The following is a 20613-nucleotide window of genomic DNA, read 5'->3' on the forward strand; positions in this document are numbered from 1 at the left end:
GAAAGTGTTGTGTTAACTGAATTTCTGCTCGCCGAGGACAACTGATGGCTAATGATAACGATATGACTTCCCCGGACGACCAGGCCCTGGCCGACGAGTGGGCGGCTGCGCTGGAAGAAACCGGCGATGCCGGCCAGTCCGATATCGATGCCTTGCTGGCGGCTGACTCCGGCAATTCGTCGGGCGGAAGCCGCCTGCCCATGGAAGAGTTCGGCAGCGTGCCGAAGAACAACGATCCGGTGACCCTGGACGGCCCGAACCTGGAAGTGATCCTCGATATCCCGGTGTCGATCTCCATGGAAGTCGGCAGCACCGATATCAACATCCGCAACCTGCTGCAATTGAACCAGGGTTCGGTGATCGAACTTGATCGCCTGGCCGGCGAGCCGTTGGATGTACTGGTCAATGGCACGCTGATCGCCCACGGTGAAGTGGTGGTGGTCAACGAAAAATTCGGTATCCGTCTGACCGACGTGATCAGTCCGAGCGAACGCATCAAGAAGTTGCGCTGAATGAGCCGGCTTCTCGGCATCTTCCTGCTGGCGCCGCTCAGTGCCTGGGCGGCGGAACCGCTCGCCACGGCGGCCGTCGCCACGCCGAGCGCGCCGGGCAGCATGGCCGGGCAGTTGACGCAACTGGTGCTCGGCCTGCTGCTGGTGCTGGGGATCATCTTTGTCCTCGCCTGGCTGTTGCGTCGCATGCAGCAGGTCGGGCCTGGGGCCAAGGGGCGGCAGGTCATCGAGCTGATCGGCTCGCGCGCCCTCGGGCCGCGTGACCGCCTGGTGCTGGTGCAGGTCGGCAACGAGCAGATCCTGCTTGGACTGACGCCGGGCACCATTACCCCGCTGCATGTGCTCAAGGAACCGGTCCAGGTGCCGAGCGGCGAGCAGGCCACGCCTGAGTTCGCTCAACGCCTGATGGAATTGCTGGGTAAGGATAAGAAGTGATGGGCGCTTTGCGGTTAATCCTGACGTTGGCCTTGTTGCTGGCGGCGCCTCTGGCGCTGGCGGCCGATCCATTGTCGATCCCGGCGATCACCCTTGGCACCGGGGCCAACGGCCAGCAGGAATATTCGGTCAACCTGCAAATCCTGCTGATCATGACGGCGCTGAGTTTTATCCCGGCTTTCGTCATGCTGATGACCAGCTTCACCCGCATCATCATTGTCTTCTCGATCTTGCGCCAGGCCCTGGGCCTGCAGTCGACGCCGTCGAACCAGATCCTCACCGGCATGGCATTGTTCCTGACCATGTTCATCATGGCGCCGGTCTTCGACAAGGTGAACCATGATGCCCTGCAACCGTATCTGGCCGAAAAGATGACGGCCCAGGACGCCGTGCTCAAGGCCGAGGGACCGATCAAGGACTTCATGCTGGCGCAGACTCGCAGCAGTGACCTGGAGCTGTTCATGCGCCTGTCCAAGCGCACGGACATCGCCACGCCCGACCAGGCGCCGCTGACCATTATCGTGCCGGCCTTCGTGACTTCGGAATTGAAGACAGCGTTCCAGATCGGCTTCATGATCTTCATTCCCTTCCTGATCATCGACCTGGTGGTGGCCAGTGTGCTGATGGCCATGGGGATGATGATGCTGTCGCCGCTGATTATTTCCCTGCCGTTCAAGATCATGCTGTTTGTGCTGGTGGATGGCTGGGCCTTGATCATCGGTACCCTGGCCGGCAGTTTTGGCGGTGTCTAGAACGAGTGGCGTGCAATGACTCCTGAAGTCGCAGTCGACATATTCCGTGATGCCCTCTGGCTGACCACCCTGATGGTTGCCGTGCTGGTGATCCCGAGCCTGGTGGTGGGCTTGATTGTGGCGATATTCCAGGCTGCCACCCAGATCAACGAACAGACCCTGAGCTTCCTGCCGCGCATGCTGGTGATGCTGGTCACCCTGATCGTCGCCGGGCCTTGGTTGGTGCAGAAGTTCATGGAGTACATCCTGTCGCTGTACGGCAGCATTCCACAGGTCATCGGCTGATATGTCGCTGCTCGCGCTGACCGATACGCAGATCAGCAGCTGGGTCGCGAGCTTCATGCTGCCGGCGTTCCGGGTTGGCGCGGTGATCATGACCATGCCGGTCTTCGGGACCACCCTGTTGCCGCGACGGATCCGCATGTATTTCATCCTGGCAATCACGGTGGTCATCGCCCCGGGCCTGCCGCCGATGCCCGAGGTGCATCCGCTGGACCTGAGCGGGCTGCTGCTGATCGCCGAGCAGATCATTTTCGGCGCCTTGCTTGGTTTTTCCCTGCAATTGTTTTTCCAGGCCTTTGTGGTGGCCGGGCAGATTATCGCGATCCAGATGGGCATGGGCTTCGCGTCCATGGTCGACCCGGTCAATGGGGTTTCGGCGGCGGTGATCGGGCAGTTCTTCACCATGCTGGTGACATTGATGTTCCTGGCCATGAACGGTCACCTGGTGGTCATCGAAGTGCTGACCGAGAGTTTCACCACCTTTCCGGTGGGCAGCGGGCTGTCGACCACGGATTTATGGGTGCTCTCCGGCAAGCTCGGCTGGGTGCTCGGAGCGGCGTTGGTGCTGGTGCTGCCGGCGATCACCGCGTTGCTGGTGGTGAACATCGCGTTCGGCATCATGACCCGTGCCGCGCCGCAGTTGAACATCTTCTCCATTGGTTTTCCGCTGATCCTGGTGCTGGGGATGGTCATTCTCTGGATCAGCCTGGGCGACATTCTCAACCAGTATCAACCGCTGGCTGTCGAGGCCCTGCAGTTTTTACGCGAACTGGCACGGGTGCGCTGAGCCATGGCAGAGAGCGAGAGTGGCCAGGACAAGACAGAAGACCCCACGGAGAAGAAGAAAAGAGATGCCCGCGAGAAGGGTGAGGTTGCCCGTTCCAAGGAGCTCAACACCTTTGCCGTGATGATGGCCGGTGCCGGTGCGTTGCTGGTGTTCGGCGGCGCCCTGGCCCAGGATCTGGCCGAATTGATGCGCATGAACTTCACCCTGAGCCGGGAAGTCGTGCTCGATCAGCGCTATATGGGGATTTTTCTTCTGCGCTCCGGGGAAATGGCGATCTGGGCAGTGCAGCCGATCCTGCTGACCGCTCTGGCCGCGGCCCTGATCGGGCCGATCGCCCTTGGAGGGTGGTTGTTCTCGGCCAGTGCCATGGCGCCGAAGTTCAGCCGGATGAACCCCTTCCCGGGGATCAAGCGGATGTTCTCGGCCAAGTCGGTGATGGAGCTGCTCAAGGCTGTCGGCAAGTTCACCATCATTCTGTTCGTGGGGTTGTCGGTGCTGTCTTCGGATATCGACGATCTGGTACGGATCGCCCATGAACCGCTGGAGTCGGCGGTCATCCACAGCCTGCAGGTGGTGGGCTGGAGTACCTTGTGGATGTCCCTGGGGCTGTTGATCATTGCCGCGGTGGATGTACCGGTGCAGCTCTATACAGCCCACCAGCGCTTGCTGATGACCAAGCAGGAAATACGTGACGAGCACAAGGACCAGGAGGGTCGGCCGGAGGTCAAGCAGCGGATTCGCCAGTTGCAACGTGAAATGTCCCAGCGGCGGATGATGGCGGCGATTCCCGAGGCGGATGTGGTGATCACCAACCCGACCCACTATGCCGTGGCGCTCAAATACGATGCGGATAAGGGCGGGGCGCCGGTATTGCTGGCCAAGGGCAGCGACTTCCTGGCGCTGAAAATCCGCGAGATCGCCGTCGAACACGACATCCTGCTGCTCGAGTCGCCGGCCCTGGCGCGCTCGATCTACTACTCCACCGAGTTGGATCAGGAGATTCCGGCGGGCCTGTACCTGGCGGTGGCGCAGGTGCTGGCATACGTCTTCCAGATCCGTCAGTACCGCGCCGGCAAGGGCAAGCGCCCCGATCCGCTTAAGGGAGACCTGCCGATTCCGCCGGATCTGCGCCGCGATTCCTGAGTCGACCAGGCGCTACATGCAAACCTCCGGGGCAGAGTTTGCTCGCGAAGAGGCTCGTGAGAACGCTAAATACCTCGCGGACAATCCGTTATCCACAAGGGTTGTCCTGCCCGTAAGCCTTCCAGAATAAGCATTTACTCACCCCGGCCAGAGTTGGAAGGCTTCTTGCAGAGGCAGGTCTATGGCGCTTGTGGCGTCAAAAGTTTGCTTCAAGGTGACGAGGAATACCGGTGGATCGCTCTCAACTTCTCAACTCGGCGCGCAGCAACCTGAGCAGTCTCGGCCGGGGCAATCTCGGTGTGCCGATACTGCTGTTGATCATGCTGGCGATGATGATGTTGCCAGTGCCGGCGTTCCTGTTGGACGTGTTCTTCACCTTCAACATCGCTTTGTCAATCGTTGTTCTGCTGGTCTGCGTCTACGCCCTGCGGCCATTGGATTTCGCGGTGTTCCCGACCATCCTGCTGATTGCCACGCTGCTGCGCCTGGCGCTGAACGTGGCGTCCACCCGAGTGGTCATGCTCCACGGTCAGGAGGGTCATGCCTCCGCCGGCAAGGTGATCCAGGCCTTCGGCGAGGTGGTGATCGGCGGCAACTACGTGGTCGGTATCGTCGTCTTCGCGATCTTGATGATCATTAACTTCGTCGTGGTCACCAAGGGTGCCGGGCGGATTTCCGAGGTGAGCGCGCGTTTCACCCTCGATGCGATGCCCGGCAAGCAGATGGCGATTGACGCCGACCTCAACGCCGGTCTGATCGATCAGCCACAGGCCAAGCTGCGCCGCCTGGAAGTCGCCCAGGAAGCCGAGTTCTACGGCTCCATGGACGGTGCCAGCAAGTTCGTGCGCGGTGACGCCGTCGCCGGCCTGCTGATCCTGTTCATCAACCTGATCGGCGGCATGGCGGTCGGGATTTTCCAGCACCATATGAGTTTTGCCGACGCCGGTAAGGTCTATGCCTTGCTGACCATTGGTGACGGTTTGGTGGCGCAATTGCCATCACTGTTGTTATCTACAGCTGCGGCGATCATGGTGACCCGTGCTTCCGGTTCGGAAGACATGGGCAAGCAGATCAGCCGGCAGATGTTCGCTTCGCCCAAGGCCCTGGGTGTCGCCGCGGGCCTGATGGCGGTGATGGGGTTGGTGCCGGGCATGCCGCACTTTTCCTTTATCAGCCTGGCGGCCGTTGCTGGCGGCATCGCTTATATGGTCTGGAAAAAACAGAACGTTGCCAAGGTCCAGGCCTTGGCCGAAGTCCAGCGCCAGCAGGACCTGCTGCCGTCGCCGGCGCGGAGCATGGAAACCAAGGAACTGGGCTGGGACGACGTGAGTCCCATCGACATGATCGGCCTGGAAGTCGGTTATCGCCTGATTCCGTTGGTGGACCGCAACCAGGGTGGGCAATTGCTGGCGCGGATCAAGGGGGTGCGCAAGAAACTCTCCCAGGACCTCGGTTTCCTGATGCCCACTGTGCACATTCGTGACAACCTCGACCTGGCCCCCAGTGCCTACCGCCTGACCTTGATGGGCGTGACCCTGGCCGAAGCCGAGATTTACCCGGATCGCGAACTGGCGATCAACCCGGGCCAGGTCTACGGTCCGCTCAACGGAATCACCGCCAAGGACCCGGCCTTCGGCCTGGAAGCGGTCTGGATCGAGGTCAGCCAGCGCTCCCAGGCGCAGTCCCTGGGCTATACCGTGGTCGACGCCAGCACCGTGGTGGCGACGCACCTCAACCAGATTCTCTACAAGCACTCCAGCGAGCTGATCGGCCACGAAGAAGTCCAGCAACTCATGCAGTTGCTGGCCAAGGGCTCGCCCAAGCTGGCCGAGGAGTTGGTACCGGGGATCATTTCCCTGTCGCATCTGCTCAAGGTGCTGCAAGCCCTGCTCGCCGAACACGTACCTGTCCGCGATATCCGCAGCATTGCCGAAGCGATCGCAAACAATGCCACCAAGAGTCAAGATACTGCCGCTATGGTTGCCGCGGTTCGCGTCGGTTTGTCCCGCGCAATCGTCCAAAGCATTGTAGGGCTTGAGTCCGAGCTGCCTGTGATCACCTTGGAGCCAAGGTTGGAACAGATATTGCTCAATAGTCTGCAGAAGGCCGGACAAGGCTCGGAAGAAGGCGTTCTTCTGGAGCCGAGCATGGCCGAGAAACTCCAGCGTTCGCTGATCGACGCCGCCCAGCGCCAGGAAATGCAAGGGCAGCCGGTGATCCTGCTGGTAGCTGGGCCGGTTCGCGCGATGCTTTCGCGGTTCGGACGACTGGCGGTGCCAAGCCTGCATGTCTTGGCCTACCAGGAAATTCCGGACAACAAGCAAGTGACCATCGTTGCGACAGTAGGGCCCAACGGCTGAGGTAGTGGGTTATGCAAGTTAAGCGTTTTTTCGCCGCCGATATGCGTCAGGCCATGAAGCTCGTTCGTGATGAGCTGGGCTCTGACGCGGCCATTATCGGCAACCGCCGGATTGCGGGCGGTGTCGAGCTGACGGCTGCCCTGGACTACAAACTCTCGGCGCTGTCGCCGCGGGTGCCGAACATGGAGCTCGAGGACGAGCTGCGCAAGACTCAGTCGCGTATCGTCACCGCCCAGGCCGAACTGAGCCTGCGCAGCGAAGGCGACACCGACTCCGCGACCAATCGCCAACTGTTCGCCGGCCTGCCGCTGACCGCCGCCGAGCCGCTGATCGAACCGACTTTCGACGAGCCGCGGCGCCCGGCGCCCGCCCCTGTGGCCCATGCTCCGGCGGTGGATCAGCGGGTGTTCGATTCGATGCGTTCGGAACTCAATGGCTTGCGCGAGCTGCTGGAAGTACAGCTCGGCTCCCTGGCCTGGAACCAGTTGCAAGGCCGTCAGCCGCAACAGGCCAACCTCTGGCGCCGTCTGCAGCGTATCGGCCTGTCCGGGCCGCTGTCGCGGGACCTGCTGGAACTGGTTGCCGGGATCGACGAGCCGCGCCAGGCCTGGCGCATGCTGTTGGCACACTTGGCACGGATGATCGTCACGCCCGAGATCGAGCCGCTGGAAGAGGGTGGTGTGATCGCCATGGTCGGCCCGGCCGGCATGGGCAAGACCACCACGTTGGCCAAGCTGGCGGCGCGCTACGTGCTCAAGTACGGCGCGCAGAACATCGCGCTGGTGAGCATGGACAGCTTTCGCATCGGTGCCCAGGAACAGCTCAAGACCCTGGGGCGGATCCTCAATGTCTCGGTGACCCATGTCGACCCGGGCCAGTCCCTGGCCCAGGCCCTCGATCCGCTGCTGCGCAAACGCGTGGTGCTGATCGATACCGCCGGCCTGCAAGCCAGCGACCCGGCGTTGCGCATGCAACTGGAAAGCCTGGCCGGACGCGGGATCAAGGCGAAGAATTATCTGGTCCTGGCCACCACCAGCCAGAAACAGGTGCTGACCGCCGCCTACCACAGCTACAAGCGCTGCGGGCTGGCCGGTTGCATCCTGACTAAACTGGATGAAACCGCGAGCCTCGGCGAAGTGCTGAGCCTGGCCATCAGTCACGAGTTGCCAGTGGCCTATCTGACCGACGGGCCACGTATTCCGGATGATCTACACCTGCCGCGCCGGCATCAGCTGGTGTCCAGGGCGGTCAGTGTGCAAATGCAGGAAGAACCCAGCGAGGAAGCCATGGCCGATATGTTCGCTGATATCTACCACAGCCCGTCAAAACGGGTGGGTTGAGATGAGTATTCAGACGTTGCAAATTACCTACATCGATGGTCTGCCACGCATTGTTCCGACAAGTGAACGCGCAGCCACTTATGTGGCCTTCCGTCTAAGCAAGACAAGGTAAGAAGAGAACATGGGCAGCATGCATCCCGTACAGGTGATCGCGGTGACCGGCGGCAAAGGTGGCGTCGGGAAGACCAACGTGTCAGTGAATTTATCCCTGGCGCTGGCCGAGCTTGGCCGGCGTGTCATGCTGCTGGATGCCGATCTGGGACTGGCGAATGTCGACGTCCTGCTGGGCCTCACGCCCAAACGCACCCTGGCCGATGTGGTCGAAGGGCGTTGCGAGCTGCGTGATGTGCTGTTGCAGGGCCCGGGCGGGATTCGCATCGTGCCGGCGGCCTCGGGGACCCAGAGCATGGTGCATCTGAGTCCGGCACAGCATGCCGGCCTGATCCAGGCATTCAGCGATATCGGTGACAATCTCGACGTGCTGGTGATCGACACCGCCGCGGGCATCGGCGAGTCGGTGGTCAGCTTTGTCCGCGCGGCCCAGGAAGTGTTGTTGGTGGTCTGCGACGAGCCGACATCGATCACCGACGCCTACGCCTTGATCAAGCTGCTCAACCGCGACTACGGCATGAACCGCTTCCGCGTGCTGGCCAATATGGCCCAGAGCCCGCAGGAAGGCCGCAACCTGTTCGCCAAGTTGACCAAGGTCACGGATCGCTTCCTGGATGTGGCCCTACAATATGTCGGCGCCGTTCCTTATGACGAGTGTGTGCGCAAGGCCGTGCAAAAGCAGCGTGCGGTCTACGAAGCATTCCCTCGTTCGAAATGTGCCTTGGCGTTCAAGGCTATCGCTCAGAAAGTCGATACCTGGCCGCTTCCTGCCAATCCTCGGGGGCACCTGGAGTTTTTTGTCGAGCGTCTGGTGCATCAAACGAGTGCGGGACCGGTTCTATGACTGCCAGTGGCTATCGCATGTATTCCAAATCCTCGCGTGACAGCCAGTATGAACTGATTGAACGTTACGCGCCGTTGGTCAAGCGTATCGCCTATCACCTGCTGGCACGGCTGCCCGCCAGCGTCCAGGTCGAGGATCTGATCCAGGCCGGGATGATCGGCCTGCTGGAAGTCTCGACCAAATACGACTCCAGCAAGGGGGCCAGTTTCGAGACCTATGCCGGCATTCGTATCCGCGGCGCGATGCTCGATGAAGTGCGCAAGGGCGACTGGGCGCCGCGTTCGGTACACCGCAATACCCGCATGGTCAGTGACGCAATTCGTGCAATTGAAGCAAAAACCGGCCGCGACGCTAAAGATCACGAGGTTGCAGCCGAACTCCAATTGAGTCTCGACGATTATTACGGGATTTTGAACGATACCTTGGGCAGCCGCCTGTTCAGTTTCGACGACCTGTTGCAGGACGGCGAGCATGAAGGGCTGCACGAGGATGGCGCGAGTGCTCATCTCGAACCGTCGCGCGACCTGGAGGATGAACGCTTCCAGGCCGCGCTGGCGGATGCGATTGCCAATTTGCCGGAGCGTGAGCGACTGGTGTTGGCGCTGTACTACGACGAGGAGCTGAACCTCAAGGAAATTGGTGAGGTGTTGGGGGTCAGCGAGTCGCGAGTCAGCCAGTTACACAGCCAGTGCGCGGCCCGCTTGCGGGGGCGTTTGGGGGAGTGGCGAGCGCGCTGAAGGCAGTGTGGGAACACTGCGAACGAGACCGACATGGCGTTTGACGTCCTGGGGGTGACTCGGCCGGATGGGGTTTCCATGCAGTCGTTGAGTGCTGTGCCGAATTGATTGAACAGCGCGTCCAGGTGCTGAACGCGTTTAAGACTGCTTGGAGGTCGAATTGGACAAGAACATGAAAATCCTCATCGTTGACGATTTTTCAACGATGCGGCGGATCATCAAGAACCTGTTGCGTGACCTCGGGTTCACCAACACGGTTGAGGCGGATGACGGTACCACCGCGATTCCGGTCCTCAACAGCGGTAGCATCGACTTTCTGGTCACCGACTGGAACATGCCCGGCATGACTGGCATCGATCTGCTGCGCCACGTGCGCGCCGATGAAAAACTCAAGCACTTGCCGGTGTTGATGGTGACGGCGGAAGCCAAGCGCGAGCAGATCATCGAAGCAGCCCAGGCCGGTGTAAACGGCTATGTGGTCAAACCATTCACGGCCCAGGCGTTGAAAGAGAAGATCGAGAAAATCTTCGAACGCATCGGCTGATGAAGTCCACCACGGGGGCGCTATGGAGCACAACGAATCTTCACTGGGTGATTTTGAACTAACCCTGAAAAAACATGCCCGCGAACTGGTCGACAGCCTTGAAAAAGGTCGGTTTGGCGACGCGGTGCAAATGATCCATGAGCTGAATCAGACCCGTGACCGCGGCCTGTATCTGGAAGTCGGCAAGCTCACTCGCGAATTGCACAGCGCCATTGTCAACTTCCAGATCGACCCGCATATGCCGCAGGCCGAGGAAGTCTCGCAGATCACCGATGCCACCGAGCGCCTGTCCTATGTGGTCAGGTTGACCGAAGCGGCGGCCAATCGCACCATGGATCTGGTGGAGAGTGCGACCCCCAGGGTGACCGGCCTCAATGTCGAAGCCAAGGCCTTGGGTGCCGACTGGGGTCGCTTCATGCGGCGCGAAGTCGGTGCCCAGGAATTTCGCGAGCTGGCGCGGCGGGTCGAGACGTTCCTGGCCCAAAGCGAGCAGGAAACCCGCGCCGTCTCGAGCGAACTGAACGATATTCTGCTGGCCCAGGATTACCAGGACCTTACCGGTCAGGTGATCAAGCGTGTGACCCAGATGGTCACCGAAGTGGAAAGCAATTTGCTCAAATTGGTGCTGATGGCCAGTCAGGTCGACCGCTTTGCCGGTATCGAGCATGACCGCGATGCCCTCCTTGCCGAAAAAGATCCACAAAAACAGATGGCCCAGGGTGAAGGTCCGCAGATTCATGCCGATAAACGTGAAGACGTTATGTCCGGTCAGGACGATGTCGACGATTTGCTTTCCAGTCTTGGATTCTAGGAGCACCCAAACACATGAGCTTCGGCGCCGATGAAGAGATCCTTCAGGATTTTCTGGTTGAGGCCGGCGAGATTCTGGAGCAACTGTCCGAACAGCTGGTCGAGCTGGAAAGCCGACCTGATGATGCGGATCTGCTCAATGCAATCTTTCGCGGTTTTCACACTGTAAAAGGGGGCGCCGGCTTCCTCCAGCTCAACGAGCTGGTGGAGTGCTGTCACATCGCCGAGAACGTGTTCGACATCCTGCGCAAGGGTGAGCGGCGCGTCGACTCGGAGCTGATGGACGTGGTCCTGGAAGCGCTGGATGCGGTGAACGGCATGTTCAGCGAAGTCCGTGAACGTGGTCCGATCACCCCGGCGACCCCGGAGCTGCTGGCGGCCTTGGCGCGCCTGGCGGAGCCGGCGGGTGCCGAGGAAGTGGCGGCGCCCGTGGCCGAGGTGGCGGAGCCTGAACCGGTCGCTGAAAGCGAGTCCGGCGATATCACCGACAACGAATTCGAATTGCTGCTCGACTCCCTGAACAGCGTCAAGGCCGCAGCCGAGGCGCCCAAGGCCGTGGCTGCGGTGCAGGGCGAGGCCGGCGGCGATGAAATCACCGACGCCGAGTTCGAGTCCCTGCTCGACCAGTTGCACGGCAAGGGCCAGTTCGCCCCGGATGCCGTGGCGGCCTCGACTCCGCCGGCAGCACCCGCGGCTGCCGGCGGCGGGTCTGAAAAAAGTACCGATATTACCGACGACGAATTCGAAGCCTTGCTCGACCAGTTGCATGGCAAGGGCTCGTTCAAGGTCGAGGCGCTTGATACCACCGCGGCTTCGGTCCAGGCGGCAGAGAAAACAGGCGCTGCAAGCGGCGACCTGATCACCGACCAGGAATTCGAGTCGCTACTCGACGAGCTGCATGGCAAGGGCAAGTTCACCGAAGTGGCCGCGACCACCGCGGTGGCCACGGCGGCCGCGACCAAACCCGCGGCTGCCCCCGCGCCTGTTGCCAAGGCGCCGGCGGCAGCCCCGGTCAAGGCCGCAGCCGCGCCTGCTGCTGCGGCACCGGCTCCGGCCCGTGCCCCGGCGCCTGCCGCCGCTGCTGCTGCTGGCGACAAGCCGCCAGCCAGCGAAGCGGAAACCACCGTGCGGGTCGATACCGCGCGCCTGGACGAGATCATGAACATGGTCGGCGAACTGGTGCTGGTGCGTAACCGCCTGGTGCGCCTGGGCTTGAACAGTGGCGATGAAGCCATGTCCAAGGCCGTGTCCAACCTCGACGTAGTGACCGCCGACCTGCAGACCGCGGTGATGAAAACCCGCATGCAGCCGATCAAGAAAGTCTTCGGCCGTTTCCCACGCCTGGTTCGCGACCTGGCCCGGCAGTTGAAGAAAGAGATCAACCTGGAACTGGTGGGCGAAGAGACCGACCTCGACAAGAACCTGGTCGAAGCCCTGGCCGACCCGCTGGTCCACTTGGTGCGCAACTCGGTCGACCACGGTATTGAAGAGCCGGCCGATCGTGAAGCCATGGGCAAGTCCCGCAGCGGGCGGGTGATCCTCTCCGCCGAGCAGGAAGGCGACCACATCCTGCTGTCGATCTCCGATGACGGCAAGGGCATGGACGCCGACGTGCTGCGCAGCATCGCGGTGAAGAAGGGCCTGATGGACAAGGATGCGGCCGATCGCCTGAGCGAGACCGACTGCTTCAACCTGATCTTCGCCCCGGGCTTCTCGACCAAGACCGAGATTTCCGACGTGTCCGGGCGTGGCGTGGGCATGGACGTGGTGAAAACCAAGATCGCCCAGCTCAACGGCACCATCAACATCTACTCGACCAAGGGCAAGGGTTCGAAGATCGTCATCAAGGTCCCGTTGACCCTGGCGATCATGCCGACCCTGATGGTCATGCTCGGCAACCAGGCCTTTGCCTTCCCGCTGGTCAACGTCAACGAGATCTTCCACCTCGACCTGTCGCGCACCAACGTGGTCGACGGCCAGGAAGTGGTGATCGTCCGCGACAAGGCCTTGCCGCTGTTCTATCTCAAGCGCTGGCTGGTCAGCTCGGCCGCTCATGAAGAACAGCGCGAAGGCCATGTGGTGATCCTTTCGGTGGGCACCCAGCGCATCGGCTTTGTCGTCGATCAACTGGTCGGCCAGGAAGAAGTGGTCATCAAACCGCTGGGCAAGATGCTGCAGGGGACTCCGGGCATGTCGGGCGCCACCATTACCGGTGACGGTCGCATTGCCCTGATTCTCGACGTGCCGAGCATGCTCAAGCGTTACGCCGCACGGCGTATTTGATTCCGGCCCGGCGGCGGCGCTCAAGCCCGCCGCCGGGCCTAACGGAGTGTTTATGGTAGTCAAGGTCCTGGTGGTGGATGATTCGGGGTTTTTCCGCCGCCGCGTCTCGGAAATCCTTTCGGCGGATCCAAGCATTCAGGTCGTCGGTACGGCGACCAACGGTAAAGAAGCCATCGATCAGGCCCTGGCCCTCAAGCCGGACGTGATCACCATGGACTACGAGATGCCGATGATGGACGGCATCACGGCGGTGCGGCATATCATGCAGCGCTGTCCGACGCCGGTGCTGATGTTCTCGTCCCTGACCCATGAAGGCGCCCGGGTGACCCTCGATGCGTTGGACGCCGGGGCCGTGGACTTCCTGCCGAAGAATTTCGAAGACATCTCGCGCAACCCGGAGAAGGTCAAGCAACTGCTGTGCGAGAAGGTTCACAGCATCTCGCGCAGTAACCGGCGCTTCAGCAGTGCGCCCGTCGCCGCGCCGTCTCCGGCGGTTACACCGACACCGGCATCCAGCAGCTACGGCAGCCCGACTCCGGCACCCGTGCGGACCACACCGGTGGCCAGTCGTGCTCCGGCTCCCGCACATGCCGCGGTCTCGACTTCCGGCGCACCGAAGCGCAAGGCTTACAAGCTGGTCGCCATCGGTACCTCCACCGGTGGTCCGGTGGCCCTGCAGCGGGTCCTGACCCAGTTGCCGGCCAGCTTCCCGGCCCCCATCGTGTTGATCCAGCATATGCCGGCAGCCTTCACCAAGGCCTTTGCCGAGCGTCTGGACAAGCTCTGCCAGATCAGCGTCAAGGAAGCCGAGGATGGCGACATCCTGCGTCCCGGGTTGGCCTTGCTCGCCCCGGGCGGCAAGCAGATGATGATCGACGGGCGTGGCGCGGTGAAGATCCTGCCAGGCGACGAGCGTCTGAACTACAAGCCTTGCGTGGATATCACCTTCGGTTCCGCGGCCAAATCCTACGGTGACAAAGTTCTGGCGGTGGTCCTCACTGGCATGGGCGCTGACGGTCGTGAGGGTGCGCGCCTGCTCAAACAGGGTGGTAGTGCCATCTGGGCCCAGGATGAGGCCAGTTGCGTGATCTACGGCATGCCCATGGCCATCGTCAAGGCTGAACTGGCCGACGCGGTCTATAGCCTGGACGAAATCGGCAAGCATCTGGTCGAGGCCTGCCTCTGATGGATGTGTTGAGCCTTATCGGGATTATCCTGGCGTTTGTTGCCATTGTCGGCGGTAACTTCCTCGAAGGTGGTCACCTGGGGGCTCTGGCCAACGGTCCGGCCGCCTTGATCGTGTTGGGGGGGACCATCGGCGCGGCCTTGCTGCAATCACCGATGAGCGCATTCAAGCGCGCCATACAGATTCTCGTCTGGATCCTGTTTCCGCCGCGTATCGATCTGCCTGCCGGCGTCGAGCGCGTGGTCAACTGGAGCCTGACGGCCCGCAAGGAAGGCCTGCTGGGCTTGGAAGGCATCGCCGAGGCCGAGCCCGACGCCTACTCGCGCAAGGGCCTGCAACTGCTGGTCGACGGCGCCGAGCCGGAAGCCATCCGCAGTATCCTCGAAGTGGATTTCTACACTCAGGAAAGCCGTGATATCGAGGCTGCCAAGGTTTTCGAAAGCATGGGCGGCTATGCGCCGACCATCGGCATCATCGGTGCGGTGATGGGCCTGATCCACGTGATGGGCAACCTCGGTGACCCCTCGCAATTGGGGAGCGGCATTGCCGTGGCCTTCGTCGCCACCATCTACGGCGTGGCCAGTGCCAACCTGGTGCTGCTGCCGGTGGCCAGCAAGCTCAAGTCGATTGCCTTTCGCCAGTCGCGCTACCGGGAAATGCTCCTCGAGGGCATCCTGTCGATTGCCGAGGGCGAGAACCCGCGCTCCATTGAATTGAAGCTGCAAGGCTTCATGGACTGATGGAGTAGACATGGCCAGACGTCGCCAACCCGAAGAGCATGTGAATCACGAGCGCTGGCTGGTTTCCTACGCCGACTTCATCACGCTGCTGTTCGCCTTTTTCGTGGTCATGTACTCGATTTCCTCGATCAACGAAGGCAAGTACAAGGTGATCTCCCAGGCGCTGGTCGGGGTGTTCAGCGATGTCGATCGCAGCCTCAAGCCGATTCCCATCGGTGACGAGCGGCCGGTCACGGTCAAGCCGGCCGAGCCGCTGATCAAGGACCTCGATCAGACTGACGCCGCTATCGGCCAGGGCGCCAAAGACCCGCTCAAGAGCATAGCCGACGATATCAGCGCGGCGTTCGGCGACCTGATCAGTTCCAACCAGATGACCGTGCGCGGCAACGAACTGTGGGTGGAGATCGAACTCAACTCCAGCCTGTTGTTCGGCAGTGGCGATGCGATGCCCAGCGACATGGCGTTCAACATCATCGACAAGGTCTCGAAGATCCTCAAACCCTTCGACAACCCGGTCCACGTCGAAGGCTTTACCGACGACCAGCCGATTCGTACCGCGCAATATCCCACCAACTGGGAGCTGTCTTCGGCCCGCTCGGCGAGTATCGTGCGGATGATGGCCATGGACGGGGTCAACCCCAGTCGTCTGGCTTCAGTGGGTTATGGCGAGTTCCAGCCGGTGGCCAACAATGCCACCGCCGAAGGCCGGGCACGCAACCGCCGGGTGGTGCTGGTGGTGTCGCGCAATCTCGACGTACGCCGCAGCCTGACCGGCACCGGTACGGCCAATGCAACACCGGATGCGGCCTTGAAGCGTGCTGGCACACAAACTGCACCGCCACCGATAAAGCAAGCGGTACGCGAGAACGCCGTCAAATCTCCGGCACCTGCTCTATAACTTGGCGCTATTTCTCGGCCGGCTTGATGCCGGGCGGGAGGAATACACTGAATGAGAGTCTGGGCAGTAGCCAATCAAAAGGGTGGCGTCGGTAAGACCACTTCCTCCATCGCTTTAGCCGGATTGCTGGCCGAGGCGGGCAAGCGTGTGGTCGTGGTCGACCTCGACCCCCACGGCTCGATGACCAGCTACTTCGGTTATGACCCCGATACCCTGGAACACAGCACCTTCGACCTGTTCCAGCACCGGGGCACGGTGCCCACGGGCTTGCCCGGGCAATTGCTGCTGTCCACCAGCGACGAACGGATTTCCCTGCTGCCCTCCAGTACCGCCCTGGCGACCCTTGAGCGCTTGTCGCCGGGCCAGAGCGGCCTGGGCCTGGTGATCGCCAAGAGTCTGGCGCAGCTGTGGCAGGACTTCGATTACGCGGTGATCGACAGCCCGCCGCTGCTGGGGGTGCTGATGGTCAACGCATTGGCGGCGAGCCAGCAACTGGTGGTGCCGGTGCAGACCGAGCATCTGGCGGTCAAGGGCCTCGAGCGGATGGTCAACACCCTGGCGATGATCAACCGTTCACGCAAGCAGGCCTTGCCCTATACCATCGTGCCGACCCTGTTCGACCGCCGGACCCAGGCGTCCATGGGGACCTTACGGGTCTTGCGCGACAAATTCCCGGAGACCATCTGGGAAGGCTACATCCCGGTCGACACGCGCCTGCGCGATGCCAGCCGGGCCGGTGTCACACCGTCGCAGTTCGACGGCAAGAGCCGTGGGGTGCTGGCCTATCGGGCCTTGCTCAAGCACCTGCTGACCCAGCAACTCATTCCGCAGGTGGCCTGACGTGACCCAGTCCTCAAGTCATCTGCCTGTCCAGCCGATACCCTTTACAGGTTACTGTAACGGGACATCTCCATGGGCATACACATGATCCGTCCTGTCGAAATCACCACGCGGCCGCAAGTGGCACTGCAATCCTATCTGGATGCGCTGTTGCAGGAGGCGACCGAAGAGTTGCCGGTGGATATCGCCGTCGAGGTGCCGCTGCTGGTAGAGCCGAGTGTGGCCAGCGAGCTGGATGAGTTCCAGGCCGCGGTGCTCGAAGAACAGGCCCGCGATGCCCTGGCCGCGCAGGCCGTGGCTGCCGCGCCGCTGGTGACGGCGCCTGCACCGGTGCCGATGGTGCTGGAAGCGCCGGTGGCGATACCGCAGGTTGTGCCGGTCGCGCCGGTGGTCGAGGTGCATCTGCCGCCCGCCGCGAATATCCCACCGCCGCCGATGCAGGGCGACGAGCGCCCGCATTGGGCGGCCGAGCCTTTCGAATGCCTGCTGTTCGACGTCGCCGGGCTGACCCTGGCGGTGCCGCTGGTGTGCCTGGGGTCGATCTATTCGCTGGCGGGGCAGGAGCTGACGCCATTGTTCGGCCAGCCGGAATGGTTCCTCGGAATCTTGCCAAGCCAGGCCGGCAACCTGAAAGTACTGGATACCGCGCGCTGGGTGATGCCGGATCGTTATCGCGACGATTTCCGCCAGGGGTTGCAATACGTGATCTCGGTCCAGGGCTACGAATGGGGGCTGGCGGTGCATCAGGTCAGCCGTTCCTTGCGCCTGGACCCCAACGAAATCAAATGGCGTACCCATCGTGGACAGCGGCCGTGGCTGGCCGGCACGGTCATCGAACACATGTGTGCGTTGCTCGACGTCTCCGAACTGGCTGAACTGATCGCCAGCGGCGCGGTGAAACATCTGCAAACGAACAAGCCAAGCGCTAAACCAACGAACAAATAACGGCGTCGTCGCGGTCCCCCCGCGAGGTTTGCCAGAGCACACACCGTATCAACGGTCATTGAGGGTCAGGGGTATGAATAAGTCGTCGTCCGCACAGAGTTCCGAAGATCCGATCCTGCAATGGGTAACCTTCAAGCTGGATAACGAGTCCTATGGGATCAACGTGATGCGCGTCCAGGAAGTCCTGCGCTACACCGAGATCGCCCCGGTACCCGGTGCCCCGAGCTACGTGCTGGGGATCATCAACCTGCGCGGCAACGTGGTCACGGTGATCGACACCCGCCAGCGTTTCGGCCTGATGCCGACCGAAGTCAACGACAACACCCGTATCGTGATCATCGAGGCCGACAAGCAAGTGGTCGGCATCATGGTCGACAGCGTTGCGGAAGTGGTCTATCTGCGTCAGTCGGAAGTCGAAACCGCGCCGAACGTGGGTAATGACGAGTCGGCCAAGTTCATCCAAGGCGTATGCAACAAGAACAACGAACTGCTGATTCTGGTTGAGCTGGACAAGATGATGAGCGAAGAAGAATGGTCCGAGCTGGAGAGCATCTGATTGATTCTTGAGGTCGCTGTTATTCTCCTGGCCCTGTTGTGGGCCGGGACCGTGGGCATGTTTGTGGTCTACGCCCGCAACCAGCGGTTGATTGCCGGGCAACAGGCCGAGGGCGATGCGCTGCGGGACCAGCGCATCAAGGAACTGGCGCGGCGCGTGGATAACTTCCAGAACGGCACCGTGCGCATGGGCGAGGACCTGCACGAGCTGCGGGCCGTCGTCGCGCCGCTACCGGAAAAGCTTGCCCAACTGGAGCAGCGTGATCCGTCGAGCCTGTCCTTCGCCCAGGCGGCGCGGCTGGTGGGAATGGGGGCCAGCGTTGATGAATTGACGCAGTCCTGCGGCCTGACCCAGGCCGAGGCGGAACTGATGAGCAAATTGCATCGGAGTTGAGGCGTTCGTCGTCTGCCTGACCCTGGCACCCGTTGGGCGCCACAAGGTTCAGTGACGGGTCGCGATCCAGATCAGCAAGCCGGCCTGGAACATCGCGAAGGCCACCAGGCAGGTGATGGTGAAGCGCAGGCCGGTGTCTTCACGCTTCAACTTGCCCACGCGTTCTTCCTGCTGGCGCAGCTTCACTTCCTTTTCCTGCAGGTTCTGCTCGGCGGTTTGCAGCATCTGCGCCGCTTCGAGTATTTCGACGAATTGCAGCTTGTCGGTGTTCCATGCCGTGCGCAGTTCGCCGACCTGCACGTCCTTGTAGCTGCCCTTGAGGTGCATGGGGGCATCGGCATACACCACTTCGTAACCCTGGACTTTCAGGAAGTGATCGCGGCGCAGGCGGGTGTCTTCGTTCAAGGCGTCCTTGTTTTGCAGGGCGGCGCCATCGACACAGTAGTGTGACCCTTTCTTCTGTGCCCAGATCGCCGCCTGGGCGGCCAGGAAGCGCCCAATGCCGCGATTCGCCGGCTCGATCTGCAAGCCGCTTTCCGGCCCGAAATGCACGCGCTTGGTGCTGTGGTCGACCCACACGTCCAGATGGTTCTGTTCCTTGCGCACCCGTTGTCCCGGCAGCTGGATCTCCAGGCGCAGCAGGCTGCGCTCCTTGCTGTGGCGCTCGGCGTAACCGAACTGGACAAAACGCAGGGGGCGGGCGCCGGTGCTGCGTTCGGTGGTCAGGGGCGCCAGGCGCAGCAGCTTGAAGTGCTCGGCCTGGACGTCTGCCCACGGCAGTTCCACTGGCGGGGCCTCGGCGGCTTCGGCGGTGTTTTCGGTTGGGGCTTGGGGTTCAGTCATTCGGCAAGATCCTGTGCGTATCCAGCTTGCCGGTCACAATATCGGTACCGGCAATGGCTTATCGGCCGTTTTTGACAGGACTGGAGCAGAAAGTGCCGTTGTACCTGGCGTCTGTTCTCTGGCGGTCTTGGAGCCTTTTCGCGAGCAAGCTCTGCTCCTACAGGGTCATGTCGCGCGCAACGTATGTGTTCGGCACGGAACTGTAGGCGCCGGGCTTGCCCGCGAAGCTTTTGGCGGCCTCAGTCGGGAGTCAGTGGCGCGGTAGTCCATCAATAAAGGCGAGGATCCGGCTGCCCAGTTCGGCGGCCAGGGGCAGTTGCGGATTCTGGTAGGAGGCCAACTGGCTCTTGATATCCTCGGGGACAATGCGCAACACATGGTTCATACCGCCAATCAGCACCAGTTGTGCATCCGGTTTGGCGGCCTTCAGCGCCTGCGCATCGCCGACGCCGACCTGGATGTCGTTGCGGCCCTGGACGATCAGCGCGGGGACCTTCAGACGGGCGAAGGCCGCCGCCGGGTCCTGGCGAAACAGGCTGATCAGGTAGGGCTGGACGCTGGGGCGGAAAATCGGCATCAGCGGTGCGGGGATATCGTTGTCCAGGTGCCCGGCCTTGAGGCTGTCGAGCAGAGCGTTGGCCCGCAACATCAAGGCCGGCGGCAGGTTATTGGCCAATTGCTGGCGGACCACGCTGTCGATCGGACGGCCGCTGCCGGCGACGCTGATCAGTGCCGCGGTGTCCAGTTTGGGCGCCGCCAGGGTGGCGATCAGCGCGCCTTCGCTGTGGCCGAGCAGGATCAAGGGGCCAAAACGTGGGTCGGCCTTGAGTTTTTCGCCCCAGGCTATGACATCCGCCGTATATCCCTCGACACTCAGGGTTCGCTCGTCGGGTGCGGCGGCCAGGCTGGCGGCCACCCCGCGCTTGTCGAAACGTACGCTGGCGATATTGTGACCGGCCAGTACCCAGGCCAGGCGCTTGAGGCTGTCCGTACGGCCGCCATCGGGATTGTTGCCGTCGCGATCGGTGGGGCCGGAGCCGGACACGATCAACACCACCGGCACCGGTGCGTCCGAGCGGGGCAGCAGCAACGAGCCGAACAGCTCGCCGCTGCCGGTGTCCAGGGTGATGGGTTGTTGCAGCACGGAGGCTTGGGCAAAACCGGTGAACAGGGTCAGGGTCAGCAGAATCAATCGCAGCATTATCACGCCATCATTTACAGAGTGTCGGTTCGACTCGTCACCGAGGATAAGGTTCGAGGATGAACTACGGG

Annotated in this window: 22 protein-coding genes; 20 read left to right on the plus strand and 2 right to left on the minus strand. The window is 61.9% G+C overall.

The genetic code is table 11. The annotated features are described in order from the left end of the window. The first annotated feature begins 44 nt into the window (after positions 1–44). From fliN to M5B99_RS01595, 20 genes are all read left to right on the plus strand, one after another. Complete coding sequence (gene fliN / locus M5B99_RS01500) at positions 45–512, plus strand: flagellar motor switch protein FliN (RefSeq protein ID WP_248802305.1); 468 nt, start codon at positions 45–47, stop codon at positions 510–512. After that, positions 513–947 carry a flagellar biosynthetic protein FliO gene (gene fliO, locus M5B99_RS01505; protein ID WP_248802306.1) on the plus strand — a complete coding sequence of 145 codons (435 nt, stop codon included), beginning with the start codon at positions 513–515 and terminating at the stop codon, positions 945–947. It begins immediately after the preceding gene. Further along, positions 947–1699 (plus strand): flagellar type III secretion system pore protein FliP, encoded by a 753-nt coding sequence (gene fliP / locus M5B99_RS01510; protein ID WP_248802307.1) that lies wholly within the window; start codon positions 947–949, stop codon positions 1697–1699. The genes fliO and fliP overlap by 1 nt, the downstream gene beginning before the upstream one ends. 15 nt (positions 1700–1714) lie before the next feature. After that, on the plus strand, positions 1715–1984 hold the full coding sequence (fliQ, locus tag M5B99_RS01515; RefSeq protein ID WP_100939027.1) for a flagellar biosynthesis protein FliQ: 270 nt from the start codon (positions 1715–1717) through the stop codon (positions 1982–1984). Position 1985: 1 nt separating this feature from the next. Continuing rightward, positions 1986–2768, plus strand: coding sequence for a flagellar biosynthetic protein FliR (gene fliR / locus M5B99_RS01520; RefSeq protein WP_248802308.1), 783 nt, complete (start codon positions 1986–1988; stop codon positions 2766–2768). A gap of 3 nt (positions 2769–2771) precedes the next feature. Further along, entirely contained in the window at positions 2772–3911 is a 1140-nt protein-coding gene (gene flhB / locus M5B99_RS01525) for a flagellar biosynthesis protein FlhB (RefSeq protein WP_248802309.1), read from the plus strand. A 230-nt stretch (positions 3912–4141) separates the two neighbouring features. Beyond that, positions 4142–6271 (plus strand): flagellar biosynthesis protein FlhA, encoded by a 2130-nt coding sequence (gene flhA, locus M5B99_RS01530; protein ID WP_248802310.1) that lies wholly within the window; start codon positions 4142–4144, stop codon positions 6269–6271. 11 nt (positions 6272–6282) lie between these two features. Further along, positions 6283–7611 (plus strand): flagellar biosynthesis protein FlhF, encoded by a 1329-nt coding sequence (gene flhF, locus M5B99_RS01535; protein ID WP_248802311.1) that lies wholly within the window; start codon positions 6283–6285, stop codon positions 7609–7611. 121 nt (positions 7612–7732) lie between these two features. Continuing rightward, positions 7733–8566 carry a flagellar synthesis regulator FleN gene (gene fleN / locus M5B99_RS01540; RefSeq protein WP_040069867.1) on the plus strand — a complete coding sequence of 278 codons (834 nt, stop codon included), beginning with the start codon at positions 7733–7735 and terminating at the stop codon, positions 8564–8566. Then, positions 8563–9303, plus strand: a complete 741-nt coding sequence (gene fliA, locus M5B99_RS01545; protein WP_017124408.1) for an RNA polymerase sigma factor FliA — start codon at positions 8563–8565, stop codon at positions 9301–9303. The genes fleN and fliA overlap by 4 nt, the downstream gene beginning before the upstream one ends. A 172-nt stretch (positions 9304–9475) precedes the next feature. Next, positions 9476–9847, plus strand: a complete 372-nt coding sequence (locus tag M5B99_RS01550) for a chemotaxis response regulator CheY (protein WP_003183998.1) — start codon at positions 9476–9478, stop codon at positions 9845–9847. A gap of 22 nt (positions 9848–9869) precedes the next feature. Next, positions 9870–10658, plus strand: coding sequence for a protein phosphatase CheZ (locus M5B99_RS01555; protein ID WP_248802312.1), 789 nt, complete (start codon positions 9870–9872; stop codon positions 10656–10658). Positions 10659–10672: 14 nt separating this feature from the next. Then, positions 10673–12940: a chemotaxis protein CheA gene (locus M5B99_RS01560; RefSeq protein WP_248802313.1), complete on the plus strand. Its 2268-nt coding sequence runs from the start codon at positions 10673–10675 to the stop codon at positions 12938–12940. Between the two features lie 52 nt (positions 12941–12992). Next, positions 12993–14126: a protein-glutamate methylesterase/protein-glutamine glutaminase gene (locus M5B99_RS01565; protein ID WP_248802314.1), complete on the plus strand. Its 1134-nt coding sequence runs from the start codon at positions 12993–12995 to the stop codon at positions 14124–14126. Continuing rightward, on the plus strand, positions 14126–14866 hold the full coding sequence (locus M5B99_RS01570) for a flagellar motor protein (protein ID WP_248802315.1): 741 nt from the start codon (positions 14126–14128) through the stop codon (positions 14864–14866). Before M5B99_RS01565 ends, M5B99_RS01570 begins: the two co-directional genes overlap by 1 nt. 10 nt (positions 14867–14876) lie before the next feature. Further along, complete coding sequence (gene motD, locus M5B99_RS01575; protein WP_248802316.1) at positions 14877–15764, plus strand: flagellar motor protein MotD; 888 nt, start codon at positions 14877–14879, stop codon at positions 15762–15764. 51 nt (positions 15765–15815) lie between these two features. Beyond that, complete coding sequence (locus M5B99_RS01580) at positions 15816–16604, plus strand: ParA family protein (protein ID WP_218224114.1); 789 nt, start codon at positions 15816–15818, stop codon at positions 16602–16604. Between the two features lie 84 nt (positions 16605–16688). Next, a complete protein-coding gene (locus M5B99_RS01585) occupies positions 16689–17549 on the plus strand; it encodes a CheW domain-containing protein (protein ID WP_248802317.1) in 861 nt (286 codons plus the stop codon). A gap of 73 nt (positions 17550–17622) precedes the next feature. Further along, entirely contained in the window at positions 17623–18105 is a 483-nt protein-coding gene (locus M5B99_RS01590) for a chemotaxis protein CheW (protein WP_040069887.1), read from the plus strand. Next, positions 18106–18498, plus strand: coding sequence for a DUF2802 domain-containing protein (locus M5B99_RS01595; RefSeq protein WP_248802318.1), 393 nt, complete (start codon positions 18106–18108; stop codon positions 18496–18498). It abuts the gene before it with no gap. Positions 18499–18546: 48 nt separating this feature from the next. Here M5B99_RS01595 and M5B99_RS01600 read toward each other — a convergent pair whose 3' ends face one another. Beyond that, positions 18547–19341, minus strand: coding sequence for a hypothetical protein (locus M5B99_RS01600; RefSeq protein WP_248802319.1), 795 nt, complete (start codon positions 19339–19341; stop codon positions 18547–18549). A gap of 250 nt (positions 19342–19591) precedes the next feature. Continuing rightward, complete coding sequence (locus tag M5B99_RS01605) at positions 19592–20542, minus strand: alpha/beta hydrolase (protein ID WP_248802320.1); 951 nt, start codon at positions 20540–20542, stop codon at positions 19592–19594. Between the last annotated feature and the right edge of the window lie 71 nt (positions 20543–20613).

Source organism: Pseudomonas sp. MWU13-2100, from assembly GCF_023242365.1.
GTDB lineage: Bacteria > Pseudomonadota > Gammaproteobacteria > Pseudomonadales > Pseudomonadaceae > Aquipseudomonas.

Excerpts from the sequence above, each read along its gene's own strand:
- fliN (WP_248802305.1), top strand. The coding sequence starts at position 45 with ATGGCTAATGATAACGATATGACTTCCCCGGACGACCAGGCCCTGGCC.
- fliO (WP_248802306.1), top strand. The coding sequence starts at position 513 with ATGAGCCGGCTTCTCGGCATCTTCCTGCTGGCGCCGCTCAGTGCCTGG.
- fliP (WP_248802307.1), top strand. The coding sequence starts at position 947 with ATGGGCGCTTTGCGGTTAATCCTGACGTTGGCCTTGTTGCTGGCGGCG.
- fliQ (WP_100939027.1), top strand. The coding sequence starts at position 1,715 with ATGACTCCTGAAGTCGCAGTCGACATATTCCGTGATGCCCTCTGGCTG.
- fliR (WP_248802308.1), top strand. The coding sequence starts at position 1,986 with ATGTCGCTGCTCGCGCTGACCGATACGCAGATCAGCAGCTGGGTCGCG.
- flhB (WP_248802309.1), top strand. The coding sequence starts at position 2,772 with ATGGCAGAGAGCGAGAGTGGCCAGGACAAGACAGAAGACCCCACGGAG.
- flhF (WP_248802311.1), top strand. The coding sequence starts at position 6,283 with ATGCAAGTTAAGCGTTTTTTCGCCGCCGATATGCGTCAGGCCATGAAG.
- fleN (WP_040069867.1), top strand. The coding sequence starts at position 7,733 with ATGGGCAGCATGCATCCCGTACAGGTGATCGCGGTGACCGGCGGCAAA.
- fliA (WP_017124408.1), top strand. The coding sequence starts at position 8,563 with ATGACTGCCAGTGGCTATCGCATGTATTCCAAATCCTCGCGTGACAGC.
- M5B99_RS01550 (WP_003183998.1), top strand. The coding sequence starts at position 9,476 with ATGAAAATCCTCATCGTTGACGATTTTTCAACGATGCGGCGGATCATC.
- M5B99_RS01555 (WP_248802312.1), top strand. The coding sequence starts at position 9,870 with ATGGAGCACAACGAATCTTCACTGGGTGATTTTGAACTAACCCTGAAA.
- M5B99_RS01560 (WP_248802313.1), top strand. The coding sequence starts at position 10,673 with ATGAGCTTCGGCGCCGATGAAGAGATCCTTCAGGATTTTCTGGTTGAG.
- M5B99_RS01565 (WP_248802314.1), top strand. The coding sequence starts at position 12,993 with ATGGTAGTCAAGGTCCTGGTGGTGGATGATTCGGGGTTTTTCCGCCGC.
- M5B99_RS01570 (WP_248802315.1), top strand. The coding sequence starts at position 14,126 with ATGGATGTGTTGAGCCTTATCGGGATTATCCTGGCGTTTGTTGCCATT.
- motD (WP_248802316.1), top strand. The coding sequence starts at position 14,877 with ATGGCCAGACGTCGCCAACCCGAAGAGCATGTGAATCACGAGCGCTGG.
- M5B99_RS01580 (WP_218224114.1), top strand. The coding sequence starts at position 15,816 with ATGAGAGTCTGGGCAGTAGCCAATCAAAAGGGTGGCGTCGGTAAGACC.
- M5B99_RS01585 (WP_248802317.1), top strand. The coding sequence starts at position 16,689 with ATGATCCGTCCTGTCGAAATCACCACGCGGCCGCAAGTGGCACTGCAA.
- M5B99_RS01590 (WP_040069887.1), top strand. The coding sequence starts at position 17,623 with ATGAATAAGTCGTCGTCCGCACAGAGTTCCGAAGATCCGATCCTGCAA.
- M5B99_RS01600 (WP_248802319.1), bottom strand. The coding sequence starts at position 19,341 with ATGACTGAACCCCAAGCCCCAACCGAAAACACCGCCGAAGCCGCCGAG.
- M5B99_RS01605 (WP_248802320.1), bottom strand. The coding sequence starts at position 20,542 with ATGCTGCGATTGATTCTGCTGACCCTGACCCTGTTCACCGGTTTTGCC.